The 18,310-nt window shown below is 55.4% G+C and carries 19 protein-coding genes; 11 read left to right on the forward strand and 8 right to left on the reverse strand.

Annotated elements, in window-relative coordinates; translation table 11 throughout:
- Window positions 1–6: 6 nt before the first annotated feature.
- Window positions 7–1,119, forward strand: coding sequence for a PQQ-dependent sugar dehydrogenase (locus AB3U87_RS13610; RefSeq protein ID WP_301251245.1), 1,113 nt, complete (start codon window positions 7–9; stop codon window positions 1,117–1,119).
- A 45-nt stretch (window positions 1,120–1,164) separates the two neighbouring features.
- Here the strand turns inward: AB3U87_RS13610 and AB3U87_RS13615 are convergent, their stop codons facing one another.
- Window positions 1,165–1,821: an HAD family hydrolase gene (locus AB3U87_RS13615; protein ID WP_369895046.1), complete on the reverse strand. Its 657-nt coding sequence runs from the start codon at window positions 1,819–1,821 to the stop codon at window positions 1,165–1,167.
- Window positions 1,822–2,055: 234 nt separating this feature from the next.
- On the opposite strand from AB3U87_RS13615, the gene AB3U87_RS13620 reads away from it, so the two are divergent.
- Window positions 2,056–3,258, forward strand: coding sequence for a serine hydrolase (locus tag AB3U87_RS13620; RefSeq protein ID WP_394149382.1), 1,203 nt, complete (start codon window positions 2,056–2,058; stop codon window positions 3,256–3,258).
- A gap of 47 nt (window positions 3,259–3,305) precedes the next feature.
- Here the strand turns inward: AB3U87_RS13620 and AB3U87_RS13625 are convergent, their stop codons facing one another.
- The 3 genes from AB3U87_RS13625 to AB3U87_RS13635 form a co-directional block, all read right to left on the reverse strand.
- Window positions 3,306–4,565, reverse strand: coding sequence for an HAAAP family serine/threonine permease (locus AB3U87_RS13625; RefSeq protein WP_253454757.1), 1,260 nt, complete (start codon window positions 4,563–4,565; stop codon window positions 3,306–3,308).
- Window positions 4,566–5,063: 498 nt separating this feature from the next.
- Complete coding sequence (ybjG, locus tag AB3U87_RS13630) at window positions 5,064–5,669, reverse strand: undecaprenyl-diphosphate phosphatase (protein WP_253461051.1); 606 nt, start codon at window positions 5,667–5,669, stop codon at window positions 5,064–5,066.
- Between the two features lie 385 nt (window positions 5,670–6,054).
- Window positions 6,055–7,740: an aspartate:alanine antiporter gene (locus tag AB3U87_RS13635; RefSeq protein ID WP_253454756.1), complete on the reverse strand. Its 1,686-nt coding sequence runs from the start codon at window positions 7,738–7,740 to the stop codon at window positions 6,055–6,057.
- A 263-nt stretch (window positions 7,741–8,003) separates the two neighbouring features.
- On the opposite strand from AB3U87_RS13635, the gene ybjM reads away from it, so the two are divergent.
- On the forward strand, window positions 8,004–8,372 hold the full coding sequence (gene ybjM, locus AB3U87_RS13640; protein WP_253454755.1) for an inner membrane protein YbjM: 369 nt from the start codon (window positions 8,004–8,006) through the stop codon (window positions 8,370–8,372).
- 78 nt (window positions 8,373–8,450) lie between these two features.
- Here ybjM and AB3U87_RS13645 read toward each other — a convergent pair whose 3' ends face one another.
- Window positions 8,451–8,714 carry a GrxA family glutaredoxin gene (locus AB3U87_RS13645; RefSeq protein WP_125288765.1) on the reverse strand — a complete coding sequence of 88 codons (264 nt, stop codon included), beginning with the start codon at window positions 8,712–8,714 and terminating at the stop codon, window positions 8,451–8,453.
- A gap of 186 nt (window positions 8,715–8,900) precedes the next feature.
- Between AB3U87_RS13645 and AB3U87_RS13650 the strand changes: the two genes are divergently transcribed.
- From AB3U87_RS13650 to potI, 8 genes are all read left to right on the forward strand, one after another.
- The gene (locus AB3U87_RS13650) at window positions 8,901–9,185 is read left to right on the forward strand and encodes a DUF1418 family protein (protein ID WP_253454754.1); all 285 of its coding nucleotides are present in this window, start codon (window positions 8,901–8,903) and stop codon (window positions 9,183–9,185) included.
- Window positions 9,169–9,891: an oxygen-insensitive NADPH nitroreductase gene (gene nfsA / locus AB3U87_RS13655; protein WP_253454753.1), complete on the forward strand. Its 723-nt coding sequence runs from the start codon at window positions 9,169–9,171 to the stop codon at window positions 9,889–9,891. Before AB3U87_RS13650 ends, nfsA begins: the two co-directional genes overlap by 17 nt.
- Before the next feature lie 20 nt (window positions 9,892–9,911).
- Entirely contained in the window at window positions 9,912–10,814 is a 903-nt protein-coding gene (gene rimK, locus AB3U87_RS13660; RefSeq protein ID WP_253454752.1) for a 30S ribosomal protein S6--L-glutamate ligase, read from the forward strand.
- Window positions 10,815–10,900: 86 nt separating this feature from the next.
- Window positions 10,901–11,380 carry a YbjN domain-containing protein gene (locus tag AB3U87_RS13665; RefSeq protein ID WP_253454751.1) on the forward strand — a complete coding sequence of 160 codons (480 nt, stop codon included), beginning with the start codon at window positions 10,901–10,903 and terminating at the stop codon, window positions 11,378–11,380.
- A gap of 396 nt (window positions 11,381–11,776) precedes the next feature.
- Window positions 11,777–12,886, forward strand: coding sequence for a spermidine/putrescine ABC transporter substrate-binding protein PotF (gene potF, locus AB3U87_RS13670; RefSeq protein ID WP_253454750.1), 1,110 nt, complete (start codon window positions 11,777–11,779; stop codon window positions 12,884–12,886).
- Window positions 12,887–12,978: 92 nt separating this feature from the next.
- Window positions 12,979–14,112, forward strand: a complete 1,134-nt coding sequence (gene potG / locus AB3U87_RS13675; RefSeq protein WP_125288891.1) for a putrescine ABC transporter ATP-binding subunit PotG — start codon at window positions 12,979–12,981, stop codon at window positions 14,110–14,112.
- A gap of 12 nt (window positions 14,113–14,124) precedes the next feature.
- A complete protein-coding gene (gene potH, locus AB3U87_RS13680) occupies window positions 14,125–15,051 on the forward strand; it encodes a putrescine ABC transporter permease PotH (RefSeq protein ID WP_367652763.1) in 927 nt (308 codons plus the stop codon).
- Window positions 15,048–15,893, forward strand: a complete 846-nt coding sequence (potI, locus tag AB3U87_RS13685) for a putrescine ABC transporter permease PotI (RefSeq protein ID WP_253454749.1) — start codon at window positions 15,048–15,050, stop codon at window positions 15,891–15,893. Before potH ends, potI begins: the two co-directional genes overlap by 4 nt.
- 59 nt (window positions 15,894–15,952) lie before the next feature.
- Here potI and AB3U87_RS13690 read toward each other — a convergent pair whose 3' ends face one another.
- Genes AB3U87_RS13690 through AB3U87_RS13700 form a run of 3 tightly spaced genes read right to left on the reverse strand, consistent with a single transcriptional unit; the run spans window position 15,953 to window position 18,201 of the window.
- Complete coding sequence (locus AB3U87_RS13690; protein WP_253454748.1) at window positions 15,953–17,056, reverse strand: M20 peptidase aminoacylase family protein; 1,104 nt, start codon at window positions 17,054–17,056, stop codon at window positions 15,953–15,955.
- Between the two features lie 13 nt (window positions 17,057–17,069).
- Entirely contained in the window at window positions 17,070–17,543 is a 474-nt protein-coding gene (locus AB3U87_RS13695) for a YjiG family protein (RefSeq protein ID WP_370733861.1), read from the reverse strand.
- A complete protein-coding gene (locus AB3U87_RS13700; protein WP_125288756.1) occupies window positions 17,533–18,201 on the reverse strand; it encodes a nucleoside recognition domain-containing protein in 669 nt (222 codons plus the stop codon). The genes AB3U87_RS13695 and AB3U87_RS13700 overlap by 11 nt, the downstream gene beginning before the upstream one ends.
- Between the last annotated feature and the right edge of the window lie 109 nt (window positions 18,202–18,310).

The raw sequence follows: 18,310 nt of genomic DNA on the forward strand, positions 1-18,310 counted from the left end.
AAAAGTATGTCCCGACTGCTGCAAACTTGCCTGCTGAGCGCCTCGCTTTTGACCATGGGAACGGCTGTGGCCGAAGAAGTTACCGTGACCGAACTCCAAAAAGGATTAGATCATCCCTGGGGCATCGCCTTCCTGCCGGAGGAGCAGGGATTGCTGATCACCGAACGCGGCGGGCAGCTGCGCCTGTGGCAGCAGGGAAAGGGGCTGTCGGCGCCGCTGACAGGCGTCCCCAAGGTCTGGGCCGAACGACAGGGCGGCCTGCTGGATATCGCGCTGGCGCCTGATTTTGCGCAAAGCCGTCGGGTCTGGCTCAGCTATACGGAAGCAGATAAAGAGGGACGTGCCGGCGCGGTTGTAGGTTATGGCAGGCTGAATACAGCCCATACCGGGCTTGAGAGTTTTCGCGTTGTACTGCGTCAGGAACCGAAACTCTCAGGCGGCGCCAACTTAGGTTCACGGCTGGCTTTTGATGACAAAGGCTATCTCTACATCAGCTTTGGCGATAATTTCCAGGCCGCGACGGCGCAGGATCTTAAAACGCTTACCGGCAAAATTGTGCGGCTGAAAGCGGATGGCAGCGTGCCTGAAGATAATCCATTTGTGCAGCAAAAGGACGCACGGCCTGAAATCTGGACATACGGCATGCGCAATCCGCAGGGGCTGGCGCTGAATCCGACGACGCGGGAAATGTGGGAAAATGAGCACGGCCCGCGCGGCGGCGATGAGATTAATCTTCTGCGTAAGGGAGAAAACTACGGCTGGCCGCTGGCGACCTGGGGCATAGATTATGGCGGCGACAAAGTGCCCGGTTCTCAGGGCGGCGAAGCACCGAATACGGTTCAGCCGCAGCTTTACTGGAAGGTTTCGCCTGCGCTCAGCGGAATGGCGTTTTATCAGGGCGATCGCTTTCCGGCATGGAAAAACTCGCTCTTTATCGGCGCGCTGAAAGACAAAAGTCTTATCCATCTGACCGTGGATGGCGAAAAGGTGACGGAGCAGGCCCGCCTGCTTAAGGATCGCGGCGAGCGCATTCGGGACGTGCGCACCGGCCCTGACGGCTATCTGTACGTATTAACGGATGAAACAGACGGCAAACTGCTGCGCATTGCGCCGAAATAAAACCGGCCGAGGGGCCGGTTTACCAGGGAAAGCGAGGCCAGCCCGCTATTTGATCCAGCGGCACACTTCCCAGCCGCGCTGTAGCGCCAGCTGATAGAGCGGCTCCGCTGGATTAATAACGTGGGCGCGATCGGCACGTTCCAGCAGCGGCAGATCGTTAATGGAATCGCTATAGGCCCAGATTTGCGTAAACCGCGCGTCATCCTCTAGCGCCAGCCAGTCCGTCAGTCTGGCCGTCGCATCCCTGCCGTTATTGCCTACGCTGCAGGGGCGGCCGCTGTAGCGATCGTTGACGATCTCCACGCCGACAGCCAGCGCGCCATCTGCGCCAAGCTGCTGCGCGATAGGCATCGCCAGATGATCGCCGCCTGGCGACATCACCATCACTTTATCGCCACGCTGCTGGTGCCATGCCAGCTTTTCGCGCGCGGCAGGATAGAGGCGAGGCAGGATATCGCGCTGAATAAAGCGCCTGACCCAGCCGGCAACGGTAAGCGTACCCATGCCTGCCAGCGGCGTTAGCGTCGCCTGCATATACTCCTCTGCCGACAGCAGGCCCTCACGATAACGAGCCATTAGCGCTCTTTCCTGCTCTACCAGCACGGCCGGCGCATACCCTTGCGAAACCAGCCAGCGGCACCACAGGCTGGCGCTGTCTTCGCAAATAAGCGTTTCATCAAGATCGAACAGGGCTAAATCCATCATGTTGACTCCACCAAGAGACTGAATTCAGATTAGCGGAGTTTTGTGACGGACTTAACAGCCTGCTGCAAAATCAGACTAACGCCCCTGTGGCGCGGTGAGTTTCTCTAATAAATTTTAAAAAACTTTACTGAATCAAGGTTCTTTTTAGCGGCCATAAACGCTAGCGTAAAAGACCCTTCGCCCGTAAATGCGACAAGCTTTTATTTTTCATAAGGATAGCCAGAAACCGCCATGACCATGATGCGCCTCTCCGCCGGAATTCACGCTGCCACGCTCCCTGTTTTGTTGCTCGTGGCCTCTTTTAGCAGCCGCGCAGCGGAAGCCCCTGTGCCGCCACAGGTTGAGGCCAAAGCCTGGATCCTGATGGACTACTACAGCGGTAAGGTACTAACCGCATCCAATGCGGACGAGCGCCACGATCCGGCCAGCCTGACCAAAATCATGGCCAGCTATGTTATTGGACAGGCGATGAAAGCGGGAAAAATTCACGATGACGATCTGGTCACCATCGGCCAGGATGCCTGGGCTACCGGTAACCCTATACTGAAAGGCTCTTCGCTGATGTTTTTAAAGCCGGGCGATCGCATTCCCGTCGCCGAACTGAACAAAGGCGTGGTGATCCAGTCCGGCAACGATGCCAGCATCGCGCTGGCGGATTACGTGGCGGGAAGCCAGGACGCCTTTGTGGGGCTGATGAACAATTACGTCCAGGCGCTGGGGCTAAAAAACACGCATTTTAAAACCGTGCACGGGCTGGATGCAGACGGCCAGTACAGCACCGCCCGTGATATGGCGCTGCTTGGCCAGGCTTTGATCCGCGACGTGCCGGCGGAATACGCGCTGCATAAAGAGAAAGAATTCACGTTCAATAATATCAAACAGCACAATCGTAACCGTCTGCTGTGGAGCACAAATCTGCAGGTAGACGGCATCAAAACCGGCCATACCGCCGGGGCGGGAAACAACCTGGTCGCTTCAGCGACGCAAGGAGAACAGCGGCTGATCTCCGTGGTACTGGGCGCAGCAACCGACGCCATACGCTTTCGCGAAAGCGAAAAACTGCTGACGTGGGGTTTCCGTTTTTACGAAACTATCACGCCGATAAAAGCCGACAAACCCTTTGCTTCGCAGCGGGTCTGGTTCGGGGATCGGAAAGAGGTGCGTTTGGGCGTGGCGGAAGATGCAGCGATAACCTTGCCAAAAGATCGGGCAAAGGAGCTGAAAGCGAGCTTTACGCTCAACGAGCCGCAGCTGACGGCGCCGTTAAAGAAAAATCAGATCGTCGGCACCATTGATTTTCAGCTGAACGGTAAAACTATTGAGCAGCGTCCGCTGGTGGCGATGGATGAGGTGAAAGAGGGGGGCGTGTTTAGCCGGATGTGGGACTTTGTGCTGATGAAGCTGCAAGGCTGGTTCGGCAAATGGTTAGGCTAAGCGCTTAATATCGACATGCTACGGCGCCATCCGTGGCGCATCCCTGGTCAGAACAGGTCGTAAGCGATAGCCGAAATGGCGATCAGGCCTGTCAGCACCACAAATACGTTGCTGATTTTCCCGCTGTACTGGCGCATCGACGGCACCTTGTTAATCGCGTACATCGGCATCAGGAAAAGCAGCACGGCAATTACAGGCCCGCCCAGCGTTTCAATCATCCCCAGAATGCTGGGGTTTTTGGTTGCTACCAGCCAGGTGGTCAGAAACATAAAGACTGCCGTTATCCGGTTCAGTTTGTTTTCCGCCGGCGGCTGGCGGAAAGTCCTGGCGATCAGGCCGTTAAAGCCTTCGCGCGCGCCCAGATAGTGGCCCAGAAACGATTTGGTGATAGCGACCATCGCGATCAGCGGCGCAAGCCAGCCCATCAGCGGGGTATTAAAATGGTTAGCCAGATAAGAAAGAATAGAGATGTTCTGCTCTTTCGCTTCCGCCAGGTTTTCCGGCGACAGGCTAAGCACACAGCTGAAGACGAAAAACATCACCGTCACTACCATCATCAGATGACTGCGGGCCAGAATGCGCGCGCACTTTTTTGCCGCGTTATCGCCATATTCCTGACGCTTTGCTACCGCAAAAGCTGAAATAATCGGTGAATGATTAAAAGAAAACACCATGACCGGGATAGCCAGCCAGAGCGTCATCCACAGGCCCTTGCTGCTGCCTTCCGCATGATGAAAAATCGTGCTGTTCCAGTGTGGGATCAAAAATAGCGCCAGCGCCATCAGCACCAGGACAAAAGGATAAACCAGCACGCTCATGGTTTTAACGATGGTCTCTTTGCCGAAGCGCACGATTGCCATCAAACCCGCAATCAAAATCAGCGACAGCAGCACTCTGGGCGGCGGCGACAAATGAAGCTGATGGGTGATAAAGCTCTCGACGGTGTTGGTGATAGCCACGCTATAAACCAGCAGGATAGGATAGATAGCAAAGAAATAGAGCAGGGTAAGCAGCGTGCCCGCGCCCGCGCCGAAATGTTCTTCCACCACGCCGGTAATATCCCGATCGCCGCGTCCGGAGAGTACAAAGCGACAGAGACCGCGATGAGCGAAAAAAGTCATAGGAAAAGCGAGAGCCGCCATAATAAGCAGAGGAATCAGCCCGCCGATACCGGCATTGATCGGTAAAAACAGCACGCCAGCGCCGATAGCCGTGCCGTACAGGCCGAGCATCCACGTGGTGTCGCTTTTGCGCCACTCTGTCGACGCGTCCGTTGACGGCAGCGTAGCCGTTTTAGTGGATTCCATTGACAATCTCCCGGTTGAAAATAGTGAGCTAAATAACCTGAACGTAAAGCAGGAAAACGGCGCTCGTCAGCGTAATTAACTACTCTGGCTGAGGCGAGCAACACTCTACCACCAGAAAAAGAAGAAGAAAGGGAAAATTAGAAGGCAGAGATCTCAGATAAAGGGATTACTTTGCGTATTTACAGCGCGATCGTCTGAATAGAAAGGTTAGCACCATAAGAAGTGCTGAGTGGAAGCGGTTACTATAGTCATTAAAACCAAATCTGGCCGCTGCGCGATTGGTTAAATAATGCTCTCTCACGAGCATTTACAGTATTTATGATTTTTATATAAATAAATCAATAACTTAAAATTAAGATTCAATGCGTAGGGCTAATTTTATTCATTTGCGCAACGGACGAATAAAAAGCGTTTATTATTTCGGCCTGTTGCGCAATATTGTGTCGATAATGTAAGCCGTTGCTTCGGCCTGATTATTACACTTAACCTGGCAAAGTATTATTCACGCACCCAGCCTTTGCGAATAGGGAAAGCAAATAAGAGGCGGTAAAGCGAAGAAATATTATGCAATAAGCGCCGGCCGCAAAAATGCCACGTAACCTGCGCCACCAGGCAGGAAAGCATCCCCAACAGCAGGCCGCCCAGCATATCCATTGGCCAGTGAACGCCCAGGAAGATGCGTGACCAGGCAATTGCCAGGCCGGCCGCCAGCAGCACTACACCTGACCAGGCGCGATGCCAGCAGAAAAAGGCGATGGCAAAAGTGAAAATAATGGTGCCGTGATTGCTGGGATAGGATTCCGTCGCGTCGTGCGCAAGAAACTGATGGCCCAGTCCGATAACAAAGGGGCGTGGATGAGGATACAGGCTGCCAATCAGCCAGGATACGGTTAAGGCGCAGGCCAAAGCGATAGCGGTTTTCAGGACCAGCCGGCGCTGCGAGCCAACCTGACTTCTCGGCCCCCACAGCCACAGCGCGACAATAAGTACGGGCACAATGGTGATCAGATCGCGAGCCACCAGGGTAGCCAGCGATATCAACCAGGCGGGCGTGTCGGGCGTGGCGTTAATCCAGAGAAACAGCGACCGGTTTAGCGCTTCCAGCATGGTTATTTCCTCATCTCGTTCAGCGGTACCTGACGTACCTGAAAGTAAAAACGGGCCGGTGAGGCCTTGAAGTGTCGCAATCTGCTCAGAGGATTGCGCGGCGGCCAGGCCGTCACGGCATCCCTGAAGGCAGCCGCATAAGGTAGAAGCGGCCCAATAAAAGTTAAATAGGCTCGCTCTTAATTCCGTTAGCGGTTGTGGTTTCGTTAAGGATTGAGGACAGAAAAAGGGGAACGGGCAGGAAACAGCGGAAAACAAAAAGAAAAAAACCCGTCAATCATAAGATTAACGGGCTCCACAATCTGGGGATTTCAAAGAAAAGCAGTGGCATTAATTATGACTGCGGGCACCAGCAAAAGTTCGCAAACAATCGGAAATTATTTTAGCCACCCATCATTGGCCAGATCAGCACGATTAACGTTCCGGCCAGCGTGAGCAGGACGTTAGCGATAGCGTAAGTTCCCGCATAGCCGAGGGCCGGAATATTGCTGCGGGCCGTGTCGCTGATAATTTCCATGGCTGGCGCGCAGGTGCGAGCGCCCATAATGGCGCCAAACAGCAAGGCGCGGTTCATTTTCAGTACCCAGGCGCCAAAAACAAAGCTGATCACCACCGGCAGCAGGCTGACCGTCAGGCCGGCCGCCAGCATCAGCAGACCGGTATCGCCCATGCCGTGCGAAAGACCGCTGCCCGCGCTTAATCCTACGCCGGCCATAAATACCATCAGGCCAAACTCTTTCACCATCGTTAAGGCGCCCTGCGGGATATAACCAAAGGTCGGATGGTTCGCCCGCAGAAAGCCCAGCATGATCCCGGCGAACAGCAGGCCAGCCGCGTTGCCCACGCTAAAGCTGAAGCGGCTGAACTGAAAGGTGACCATGCCCACCATCAGCCCGATAATAAAGAAGGCGCAAAAGGCCAGCAGATCGGTAACCTGGCTGTGAATAGAGATAAAGCCGATTTTGTCAGCCACCGACTTCACCCGCCGCGCTTCACCGCTGATTTGCAGCACGTCGCCTTTGTTTAAAATAATGCTGTCATCAATAGGCATTTCAATCTGGCTACGGATCACGCGGTTCAGAAAGCAGCCGTGATCCGTCAGCTTGAGCTGGCTGAGCCTTCTGTTCACAGCGTTATTGTTTTTGACCACGATCTCTTCGGTGATGATGCGCATATCCAACAGATCGCGATCGAACACCTCTTTGCCGTTGCGGAAGCTGGGGTCAAGACGGGAATGCGCATCCGGGTAACCCACTAATGAAATCTCGTCTCCCTGCTGCAGGACGGCATCGCCGTCAGGATTGGCAAGAATGCCGTTGCGGCGGATACGCTCTATATAGCAGCCGGTTTGCCGATAGATGCCCAGCTCGCGCAGGTTCTTACCGTCAATCCAGGCGACCAGCTCCGGCCCTACGCGATAGGCGCGGATCACTGGCAGGTAAACCTTGCGCTGTTCGGCATCCAGGCCACGCTCACGGGCAATCTGCTGCGCGCTGGTCGGCAGATCCTGGTGCTGAAGCCGGGGAAGATAGCGTGCGCCGAAAATCAGGCTGACCAGCCCGACCAGGTAGGTCAGCGCATAGCCCAGGCTGAGGTTGTTCTGCGCCTGGCTCAGCATCGCACCGCTGGGATAGGTATGGCGCAGCGTGTCGCCAGCCCCCACTAATACCGGCGTGGACGTCATTGAGCCTGCCAGCATACCGGCGGTCAGACCGATATCCCAGCCAAAGAGTTTGCCCAGCCCCAGCGCAATCAGCACCGCGCTGGAAACCATGACCAGCGCCAGCATCAGATAATTTTTGCCGTCGCGGAAGAAAATAGAGAAAAAATTCGGCCCGGCTTCCACACCCACACAAAAAATAAATAACATAAAACCAAGATTAAGGGCGTTGGGATTCATCGTAAAATGCTGCTGGCCAAGCAGAAGAGAAACAACTAAAACGCCAATAGAATTACCCAGTTGGACTGAACCCAGGCGTAATTTACCCAGACAGAGCCCGAGCGCCAGTACGACGAATAATAACAGAATGTCATTTCCACTTAACAAATCTGCGACGTTTATATTCACGGTTTAACTTCTTGTTTACTAGTAACATGTTGAATTAAAGGGTGTTTTACGCTAAATTTATTGCACTGCCATCAGAGCAGCGGCAACATTCAGGAATTTCCGCGAATTACAGCCCAGAGCCAAATAAAACGGTCGTCATTTTAATCGCTTCACGCTTTTTCAGCCAGTAAAAGCCATGGCTTTTGTTTATTTAGAACAGGGAAAATCAGTCCGGCGTCATTCCGGCCAGGTGATAACATCAATTACCGAGAGAAGATCCTATTATGTTTAAGGGTATGTCCTGGACAAGCGTAGCGTTTAGTTTTGTTCTCTACAGCATCGTTTTTCTGGCGGTACGTTACGGTATGGTCATAGAGGGGACGGCCTGGGCACAGGCGAGGCCGGGCCTGTTGATGTTTACTCTGCCGGGCGCTATCGCGGCGCTGACCTCAAAAGAGCACCCGCTGACGATAGCGTTATTGGGCGCTTTACTGGCTACGCCGCTTTGCCTGATTTTTCTGCACTACTATTCGCTGCACTATCACGCACCGTTGCAGGAGCTGGCTTTTGATACCAGCGCGATATTCTGGTGCGGTTCCGGCGCGCTGGCCGTTATGCTCTGCCGCACGCTGTTCTGGCATTCGCACAGCTAAGCGCGGCAGGCAAAAAAAAGAGGGCCGCATGGCGGCCCTCTTTTTTATCATCCCAACAAAAGTCAGGAGCAGAAAGTCTTACTGGAACAGGCCCAGGTTTTCTTTGGCGTAGGCTTCAAAATCGGTGCAGCCGCCAATGTGAGTCTGGTCGAGGAAAATCTGCGGTACGGTTTCCACCGGTTTGCCCACGGTTTTTTCCAGATCGGCTTTGGTGATGCCTTCAGCGTGGATGTCCACGTAGCGGAAGTTAAAATCTTCACGCTCTTCGGTCAGTTTTTCAGCCAGTTCTTTAGCGCGGACACAATAAGGACAGCCAGGACGTCCAAAAATTACGGCAAACATAGGGTTCTCCTCAAAGGTCAGATTTAGTGTGATGTACATCACAACTTATCATGTAATGGCGCTTATCATGCCCACTTCCGCAGGTGAAAGAAAGAAGGAATTACCTGTCGTTTCGATTCGTTTCATCTATATAGAGATAAACCGGTTACGCTGTATGAACGCTTAACACCCAGAGACGGAGGCGGTATGGGCGGTTTAACCTTCAGTAACATGCCTAAACCAGTGCTGATTGCCGAGGCGCTGGGCGGAATTATCCTGCTGCTCTCTTACTTAGCGCTGCATCAGGTGCTACCCTTGCCTGCATCTTTTTCCGGAGCCTTTGCTGCCACGATCCTGCTTATCGTTGGCCTTATGATGATGCTGCCCGCCGCCATTGTGATGATGTGGCGTACGGCGAAAGCAATGGCGCCGGAGCTGTTTAACTTGTCTGAAAAATCCTCACCAGGAGAGAAGCATGACGCCGACCATTGAGCTACTTTGCTCCCACCGTTCTATCCGATCTTTTACTGACCAGCCCATCGGCGAGGCTGAACGAGCGGCGATTATCGCGGCCGCGCAGGCGGCTTCCAGCTCCAGCTTTTTGCAGTGCTCTTCCATTATCCGCATCACCGACAAAGCGGTGCGTGAGAAGCTGGTCGAGCTGACCGGCGGACAAAAATATGTTGGCCAGGCCGCCGAGTTTTGGGTTTTTTGCGCCGATTTTAACCGTCATCAGCAGATCTGTCCGGAAGCGCAGCTGGGCCTGGCGGAGCAGCTGCTGCTGGGCTGCGTGGATACCGCGCTGATGGGGCAAAACGCGCTGGTGGCCGCAGAATCGCTGGGGCTGGGCGGCGTTTATATCGGCGGCATCCGTAACAGCATCGCCGAAGTCACCGAGCTGCTGGGTCTGCCGAAGTTCGTGCTGCCGCTGTTTGGGCTGTGCCTGGGCTGGCCTGAGCAGATCCCGCAGTTAAAACCCCGCATGCCGGCCGCTATGCTGGTTCACGAGAATCGCTATCAGCCGATCGACCCGGACACGCTGGCCGCTTATGACGCCCAGCACGAGGCGTATTATCTGACGCGTGAAAGCAACGCGCGGCGTGAAAGCTGGAGCGAACATATCCAGAAAACCATTATCAAAGAAAGTCGTCCGTTTATGCTTGATTACCTGCATAAGCAGGGATGGGCAACCCGTTAAAACCCTTTCGGAGAAATCGGGTGAAAATAGCGATTCTTTCCCGGGACGGCTCGCTCTATTCCTGCAAGCGGCTGCTGGCAGCCGCCCAGCTACGCGGTCACAGCGTTGAAGTTATCGATCCGCTGTCCTGCTATATGAATATCAATCCCGGATCGTCGGCCATTCATTACCAGGGCAGGCAGCTGAGCCATTATGATGCGGTTATCCCGCGTATTGGACCGGCTATCACCTTTTACGGCACGGCCGTTTTGCGGCAGTTTGAGGTTTGCGGCAGCTATCCGCTTAACGAATCGGTCGCTATCACCCGCGCGCGCGACAAGCTGCGTTCTTTGCAGCTGCTTGCCAGGGAAGGCATTCCCATGCCGATTACGGGCTTTGCGCATTCGCCGGACGATACCAGCGATCTGATCGAGATGGTGGGTGGCGCGCCGCTGGTCGTCAAGCTGGTGGAGGGCACGCAGGGCATCGGCGTGGTGCTGGCGGAGACGCGTCAGGCGGCCGAAAGCGTGATTGACGCTTTCCGCGGCCTTAACGCGCATATTCTGGTGCAGGAATTTATCAAGGAAGCCAGAGGCAAGGATATCCGCTGCCTGGTGATCGGCGGCAGGGTAGTGGCGGCTATTGAGCGGCAGGCCAAAGAAGGCGAGTTCCGCTCGAACCTGCATCGCGGCGGCAAAGCGCGCAGGGTGGAGATCACCGACAGCGAGCGGGAGATTGCCGTGCACGCGGCGGCGACGCTGGGTCTGGACGTGGCGGGCGTGGATATTTTACGCGCCGAGCGCGGGCCGCTGGTGATGGAGGTTAATGCCTCACCGGGTCTGGAAGGCATCGAAAAGACCACGGGGAGGGATATCGCCACGCAGATGATCGCCTGGATTGAGCAGCAGGCGAAGCCTGGTTTCTGTCTGAAAACCGGCGGTTGACCTGATATTTACTACACAGCCGTGGTGTTCAGGGGCTTTTTTACGTAAGCTAGGGCGCAATTTTAAGGCAGTAAGAGACCAATTACATGGATTCACTCGTCGTTCCCGATATCGAGCTTTTACGACGTTGGCTGGATCAGCAGAGCATCACCTGGTTTGAGTGCGATTCCTGTCAGGCGCTTCACCTGCCGCATATGCAGAATTTCGACGGGGTGTTTGATGCCAAGCTGGATCTGGTGGACAACGTTATTCTGTTTTCCGCGCTGGCGGAAGTCAAACCCACCGCACTGATCCCGCTGGTGGGCGATCTGTCACAGATCAACGCCAGTTCACTGACGGTGAAAGCTTTCGTTGATATCCAGGATGATAATCTGCCCAAGCTGATTGTCTGCCAGTCGCTTACCATCACGGCTGGCCTGACCTATGGGCAGTTCGTGCATTTTATGAAGCAGAGTGAAGAGCAGATCTCAATGGTAGTGATGGAAGCCTTTGCCAATCATCTGCTGATGATGAGCGAAGAGGAAGATCGCGGCGAAATCATCGCTTCACACTCTATGCTGCACTGATTTTCAGTCACTATTTCAGGGCCTGGCGGCCCTGACGGACGCATATCTCCCTGTTTAAGGCCGCATCCGGCCGTTTCCTTCATTTTTCCCCCGCGCTTTTCCCGCTTTTATGCTGGCTCAGGGCCGTTTTTCCCCTATTTTCTGCGCCGTTTTACCGCTCCCGGCTCGCTTGCATAGAGTAAAACCAGGCGAATATCGATAAAAGGCGTTTTTTGCGCCCGGCTCTGGTCTGGCCTGCATTGTGGGACTATCCTTGCGAAACTGCATTTTGTGTGCAAGGTCGCAGCAGGTATAGGTTTTTTCTATTTAACAGCGCGGCGGCTAATCCTTACAGTAAGCGAAACGCCGTTGGCCCGCTTTTAGCCGTAATTATCTCTGTTCAGGAGGATGGAAAACATGTTCAACCAGCGTAAAAAATGGTTGTCAGGCTTGGTTGCTGGCATGGTGATGGCGGTTTCAGCTGGCGCCACGGCGGCGGATAAGACGCTGCACGTCTATAACTGGTCCGACTATATTGCGCCCAATACCGTGCCTGATTTTGAGAAGCAGAGCGGCATTAAAGTCGTCTACGACGTGTTCGACTCCAACGAGGTGCTGGAAGGCAAGCTGATGGCCGGCAGCACCGGCTACGATATCGTGGTGCCATCCTCCAGTTTTCTGGCGCGCCAGCTACAGTCCGGCGTCTTTCAGCCGCTGGATAAGAGCAAGCTGCCAAATTATAAAAACCTCGATCCTGATTTGCTGAAAAAGGTTGAGCAGCACGATCCGGGCAACAAATACGCCATTCCCTACCTTTGGGCCACCACCGGCATTGGTTATAACGTCGATAAGGTGAAAGCCGCACTGGGCAAAGATGCGCCGGTTAACAGCTGGGATCTGGTGCTGAAGCCGGAGAATCTGGAAAAACTCAAAAGCTGCGGCGTCTCTTTCCTGGACGCCCCGGAAGAGATTTTTGCTACCGTTCTGAACTACCTGGGCAAAGATCCTAACAGCAGTGATGCCAAAGATTATTCCGGCGCGGCGACCGATCTGCTGCTGAAGCTGCGTCCGAGTATCCGCTACTTCCACTCTTCGCAGTACATTAACGATCTGGCGAACGGCAATACCTGCGTGGCTATCGGCTGGGCGGGCGACGTTCTGCAGGCGAAGAATCGCGCTGCCGCCGCGAAAAACGGCGTGAACATCGCCTATAGCATTCCAAAAGAGGGCGCGCTGGCGTTCTTCGATATGCTGGCCATTCCTAAAGATGCGAAGAACATGGATGAGGCTTATCAGTTCCTGAACTATCTGATGGAGCCAGCCGTGATGGCGAATATCTCCAACAAGATTTTTTACGCCAGCGGCAATAAAGCGTCGGTGCCGTTAGTGGAGGCCAGCGTACGCGACAATCCGGGCATCTATCCCAACGCGGAGACGATGGCTAAATTGTTTGTGCTGAAAGTCCAGGATCCGAAACTCGATCGTGTGCGCACGCGGGCATGGACTAAAGTTAAAAGTGGCAAGTAGCTGAAGCCTCACTGAGTTATCACAGAGGCGACCCCGCCTCTGTTTTCTTTTTATACGGCATGACCGTTTAAAAGCGCCGGAGTGTAATGGAAGTGAACGACGCGATCCCTCGTCCGCAAAAAAAAGTCAGCAGGGCGGTTACGCCGCTGCTGGAAATTCGCAATCTGACCAAGTCCTTTGACGGACAGCACGCGGTTGACGACGTCAATCTGACAATTTACAAAGGTGAGATCTTCGCTCTGCTGGGCGCTTCCGGCTGCGGCAAATCCACGCTGCTGCGGATGCTGGCCGGGTTTGAAGCGCCTACCTCCGGGCAGATTATGCTGGATGGCCAGGATCTCTCCCACGTGCCGCCCTATCAACGCCCGGTCAATATGATGTTTCAGTCCTATGCGCTTTTTCCGCATATGACGGTAGAGCAAAATATCGCCTTCGGCCTGAAACAGGATCGGCTGCCCAAGGCTGAGATCGCCGAGCGCGTCAGTGAGATGCTGGCGCTGGTGCATATGCAGGAGTATGCAAAGCGCAAGCCGCACCAGCTTTCCGGCGGACAACGGCAGCGCGTGGCGCTGGCCCGCAGCCTGGCTAAACGCCCTAAGCTGCTGCTGCTGGACGAGCCGATGGGCGCGCTGGATAAAAAACTCCGTGACCGGATGCAGCTGGAGGTGGTGGACATTCTGGAGCGCGTTGGCGCGACCTGCGTGATGGTTACTCACGATCAGGAAGAAGCGATGACGATGGCCGGACGTATCGCCATTATGAATCGCGGCAAGTTCGTGCAGATCGGCGAGCCGGAAGAGATTTACGAGCATCCCACTACGCGTTACAGCGCCGAGTTTATCGGTTCAGCAAATATTTTTCAGGGAATGCTGCGCGAGCGCCAGCCAGACGGTCTGATTATCGACAGTCCAGGCCTGATCCATCCGCTGAAGGTTGATTCCGACGCATCCATTGTGGACGGCGTGCCTGTACACGTGGCGCTGCGCCCGGAAAAAGTCATGCTGAGCGATGAAGTGCCCGCCGATGGCTGTAACTTTGCCGTGGGCGAAGTGGTGTATATTGCCTATCTGGGCGATCTCTCCATCTACCATGTGCGCCTGCACAGCGGCCAGATGATCAGCGCGCAGTTGCAGAATGGCTATCGCTTCCGTAAAGGGGCACCGACCTGGGGAGACGAAGTCCGCCTCTGCTGGGATACGGATAGCTGCGTCGTGCTGACGCAATAAGGGGAGGCGTTTATGACTCAAGTTACTGCGTCCAGACGTCCGGCATTGCTGAACAGGCTGCGCTCAAGCCGCAAGCTGGCGATCGCGCTGCCTTATCTCTGGCTGGTCCTGCTGTTTCTGCTGCCGTTTCTGATCGTGCTCAAGATAAGCTTCGCCGATATTGCGCGAGCTATCCCACCCTATACGGACCTGTTCAGCTGGGCGGATGGTCAGCTGACCGCGGTGATCAATTTTGGCAACTATCTGACGCTGACGGACGATCCGCTCTATATCGATGCCTATCTGCATTCGCTTCAGGTGGCGGCAATTTCTACCGTAGCTTGCCTGATTATCGGCTATCCGCTGGCGTGGGCCGTGGCGTACAGTTCGCCTTCTACCCGCAATATCCTGCTGCTGCTGGTGATCCTGCCTTCCTGGACCTCCTTTTTGGTGCGCGTTTATGCCTGGATGGGCATTCTGAACGATAACGGCGTGCTGAACCGTTTTCTGATGTGGAGCGGCATTACCGATCATCCGGTGGCAATCCTTTATACCAATCTCGCGGTCTATATCGGCATTGTCTACTGTTATCTGCCTTTTATGGTGCTGCCTATTTACACCGCGCTTACCCGTATCGACTATTCGCTGGTGGAAGCCTCGCTGGATTTAGGTGCCCGTCCGCTGAAAACGTTCTTTAGCGTGATAGTGCCGCTGACCAAAGGCGGCATTATCGCCGGCTCCATGCTGGTGTTTATTCCGGCAGTCGGCGAGTACGTTATCCCGGAACTGCTCGGCGGCCCGGACAGCATCATGATCGGCCGCGTGCTGTGGCAGGAGTTCTTTAACAACCGCGACTGGCCGGTCGCCTCGGCGCTGGCGGTAATTATTCTGCTGATCCTGATCCTGCCTATCATCTGGTTTCATAAGCATCAGAACAAAGAGCTGGGAGAAAAAGCATGAGTGCTTTGCCGACCGTGCGCTCCCCGTGGCGTATTGCAATCCTGATAGTCTGCTTTTTCTTCCTGTACGCGCCGATGGTGCTGCTGGTGGTCTATTCCTTTAACTCATCGCAGCTGGCCGCCTGGGAAAGCTTCTCGCTGCACTGGTACAACGTGCTGTTCCACGATGGCGCGATGATAAGCGCGGTCACGCTGAGTCTGACCATCGCCGCGCTGTCGGCAACGGCCGCGGTGATTTTGGGCACGATGGCGGCGGTAGCGATCGTCCGCTTCGGTCGCTTTAAGGGATCAACCGGCTTCGCCTTTATGCTTACCGCACCGCTGGTGATGCCGGACGTGATCACCGGGCTGTCGCTGCTGCTGCTGTTTGTGGCAATGGGCAATACCTTTGGCTGGCCTGGCGATCGCGGCATGCTCACTATCTGGCTGGCGCACGTTACTTTCTGTACGGCCTATGTAGCGGTAGTGATCAACGCCCGTCTGCGCGAGCTGGACCGCTCTATTGAGGAAGCGGCAATGGATTTAGGTGCCACGCCGCTGAAGGTCTTCTTCGTGATCACCGTACCGATGATCGCGCCCGCGATCGTCACCGGCTGGCTGCTGGCCTTTACGCTGTCGCTGGACGATCTGGTGATTGCCAGCTTCGTTACCGGGCCGGGCGCGACCACGCTGCCAATGCAGATTTTCGCCACCGTGCGGCGCGGCGTTAATCCGGAGATTAACGCGCTGGCGTCGCTGATCCTGTTTGTGGTGGGTATTGTTGGCTTTATTGCCTGGCGGTTTATGGCGCACGAAGAGAAACAGCGCATTCGGGATGCGCAGCGCGCGCAAAAAGGTCACTAACGGCAGGCCGATCAGGGACGATCGGCCTGGCGGCGCCGCCAGCCTGAATGGCGGCGCGACTAGCCTAAAATCTTTATCACGCAGGCCTTAAAGATTTTCACCCCGACCGGCAGCGCATCCAGGTCAAAACGCATATCCGGATGGTGCAAACCCGGCGTCAGGCCGGTGCCCAGCCCCCAAAACCCTGCTTTGATTGCCGGACGCTGCACGGGATAGTGGAAGAAATCTTCACTGCCCGGCGTTGAGCGTACCGGCATTAACGCCGCTTCACCCAATACCTCTTTGATCGCTTCCGCCACCAGCGCCGTCATCTCCGCATCGATCTCAGCGGCGGGCATCGCTTTCAGCACTGCAATTTTAGCGGTAGCGCCGTAGGCCGCCGCGCTTTGCGTTATCGCTCGCTCCACCCGACTTTGCAGCTGCGTCATATCCTCGTTTTCCGCCGCGCGCAGGTCAAACACTACGCGGGCCGTGTCGGGAACGGAGTTAGTGACGCCCGCATCGCATAAAAACCGGGTGGCCTTGGCGCTCCAGCTTTTACCCGGCGCCATATGCACGGCGTTAACAGCCTGTACGGCGCTGACCGCGGCATCCAGCGCGTTGATGCCCAAATGCGGCCGCGCGGCGTGAGCGGTTTGCCCACCTATGGTGGCTTCAAGAGTGACGCAGGCGGAATAGTACATGGCGGGGATCGCGGTGCCGACGGCGCACTCCTCCGCCGGACGAAGATGAAAGCCCAGCAGCATATCCACATCCTCGACCGCGCCGCCTGCTACCATTGCCAGCGCGCCGGTGCCCAACTCTTCCGCTGGCTGGAAAATGAGCTTCAGGCGGCCTCGTTTAACTGCGTTCTCTGCTTTTAGCTCCTGCGCGGCGGTCAGCACCACGGAAGAGTGCGCGTCGTGCCCGCAGGTATGGCGCGCGCAGGCCTCGCCGTCGATGATATGCCCCAGCGCGTCCATATCGGCGCGCAGCGCCAGCGTTGGGCCGGGTACGCCGCTGTCGAGCAGGGCGACGATACCGGTTGTGCCGTTGACGTTTTCCGTCACCTGAAACCCGGCAGCTTTCAGCTGCTGACCCAGGTAAGCGGAAGTCTTAAACTCCTCAAATCCCAGCTCCGGGATTTCATGCAGAAAGGCGTAATGTTCCAAAACTTTTAACACGATAAAGCCTCCATTAAGCGATAAAACGCATCACCAGCATGGCGATAACGGCATTCAGAACGCTGGTCAGCATCAGTAGCGGCCAGTGCTTTTTCGGCACGTCGGCCACGCCCAGCAGGCGACCCATATATTGCAGCTGCGATCCCATCAGAAAGATGGCCGGCGCCAGGATGGTAATATCGGTGCCGGTCAGCACGCCTTTCGCCAGCAGGCTTACCGCCACGCCGGTTCCGGCCGACGACGAAAGCCAGGCGGTTAGCAGCACCGTCACGGCTTCGCCCGGTAGCCCAAACAGGCCCATTACGGGCGCAAAGACCTTGCCGATAAAGGCCATCACGCCCAGCAGGTTAAGCATCTCGGCAATCACGTACGCCATAATGACGTTAGGCATTAAATTATGAATAGCGATATGAAACCCTTTGCGCGCGCCAACCACGAACACATCAAAAGGATTATGGGAAACGGCAACGGGCGGATTATTTTTCATGCTGGAAATCCTGCTTATAAACAGTAGCTAACACCAGGCGCACCACGGCAGCGCCAACAAACTTTAATACAAACATCAGCACCAGCGGCACCAGCACCGGGACGGAAAGCGAGACGAACAGCGCCGAGCCAATGGCAAAATAGTTGTTAATCAGCCCCGCGCCGGAGTATTGCCAGGCGGCCATAATCACCACGTCCTTTTTACCTATCTGTTTCTCATCGTGCAGCTCTTTGGTCAGCGCCGCGCCCGCGTCGGTGCTTTGCAAATCGGTGATCAGCGCCAGCCCGCAGCGGCCCGGAATGCCGAGCAGAGGTTTTAACAGCGGCGTCAGCAGTTTATGCGCGGCGCGGATGGCGCCATAGTGGGTGAAGATTTCCAGCAGGCCCAGCGCCAGCATCACCGTCGGCACCAGCGAAAGCGCAAACAGAAAACCGGCTTTAGCGCCCGTGCCGCCCTCACCGAGAAAGGTGGCGCGCGCGGCATCCTTAATGGTGCCGAACTTGCCGCCGAGGGTGGTGAAGTCAAACGCGCCCAGCCATTTTGCCCCTTCCACGTTTAAAAACAGGCCGGAAAAAAAGAGAATAGCCACGATCAGGGCCAGATAAGCGCCAATGCCTGGCGTCCAGTGTTCACGAGCTTTTGCCGATCCAGTCTCCATTTCTGTCTCCCGAGTAGCGATCCGAAAAATCTTATCCAGTGGCAATTGTGCGTAAACTGGACTAAACATAAATTGCTGCCAATTCAACAGGTGAGAAGCAGTTATCGTG

It is taken from the genome of Erwinia plantamica (assembly GCF_043420595.1).
In the GTDB taxonomy this organism is placed as follows: domain Bacteria; phylum Pseudomonadota; class Gammaproteobacteria; order Enterobacterales; family Enterobacteriaceae; genus Erwinia; species Erwinia aeris.

What these genes read in the sequence shown, in the direction of transcription:
- AB3U87_RS13700 (WP_125288756.1), bottom strand. Translation starts at nt 18,201, where the DNA reads ATGGAGACTGGATCGGCAAAAGCTCGTGAACACTGGACGCCAGGCATT.
- AB3U87_RS13645 (WP_125288765.1), bottom strand. Translation starts at nt 8,714, where the DNA reads ATGTTTGCCGTAATTTTTGGACGTCCTGGCTGTCCTTATTGTGTCCGC.
- AB3U87_RS13625 (WP_253454757.1), bottom strand. Translation starts at nt 4,565, where the DNA reads ATGGAATCCACTAAAACGGCTACGCTGCCGTCAACGGACGCGTCGACA.
- AB3U87_RS13610 (WP_301251245.1), top strand. Translation starts at nt 7, where the DNA reads ATGTCCCGACTGCTGCAAACTTGCCTGCTGAGCGCCTCGCTTTTGACC.
- ybjM (WP_253454755.1), top strand. Translation starts at nt 8,004, where the DNA reads ATGTTTAAGGGTATGTCCTGGACAAGCGTAGCGTTTAGTTTTGTTCTC.
- nfsA (WP_253454753.1), top strand. Translation starts at nt 9,169, where the DNA reads ATGACGCCGACCATTGAGCTACTTTGCTCCCACCGTTCTATCCGATCT.
- AB3U87_RS13615 (WP_369895046.1), bottom strand. Translation starts at nt 1,821, where the DNA reads ATGGATTTAGCCCTGTTCGATCTTGATGAAACGCTTATTTGCGAAGAC.
- AB3U87_RS13620 (WP_394149382.1), top strand. Translation starts at nt 2,056, where the DNA reads ATGACCATGATGCGCCTCTCCGCCGGAATTCACGCTGCCACGCTCCCT.
- potH (WP_367652763.1), top strand. Translation starts at nt 14,125, where the DNA reads ATGACTCAAGTTACTGCGTCCAGACGTCCGGCATTGCTGAACAGGCTG.
- AB3U87_RS13665 (WP_253454751.1), top strand. Translation starts at nt 10,901, where the DNA reads ATGGATTCACTCGTCGTTCCCGATATCGAGCTTTTACGACGTTGGCTG.
- potF (WP_253454750.1), top strand. Translation starts at nt 11,777, where the DNA reads ATGTTCAACCAGCGTAAAAAATGGTTGTCAGGCTTGGTTGCTGGCATG.
- potI (WP_253454749.1), top strand. Translation starts at nt 15,048, where the DNA reads ATGAGTGCTTTGCCGACCGTGCGCTCCCCGTGGCGTATTGCAATCCTG.
- AB3U87_RS13695 (WP_370733861.1), bottom strand. Translation starts at nt 17,543, where the DNA reads ATGAAAAATAATCCGCCCGTTGCCGTTTCCCATAATCCTTTTGATGTG.
- AB3U87_RS13650 (WP_253454754.1), top strand. Translation starts at nt 8,901, where the DNA reads ATGGGCGGTTTAACCTTCAGTAACATGCCTAAACCAGTGCTGATTGCC.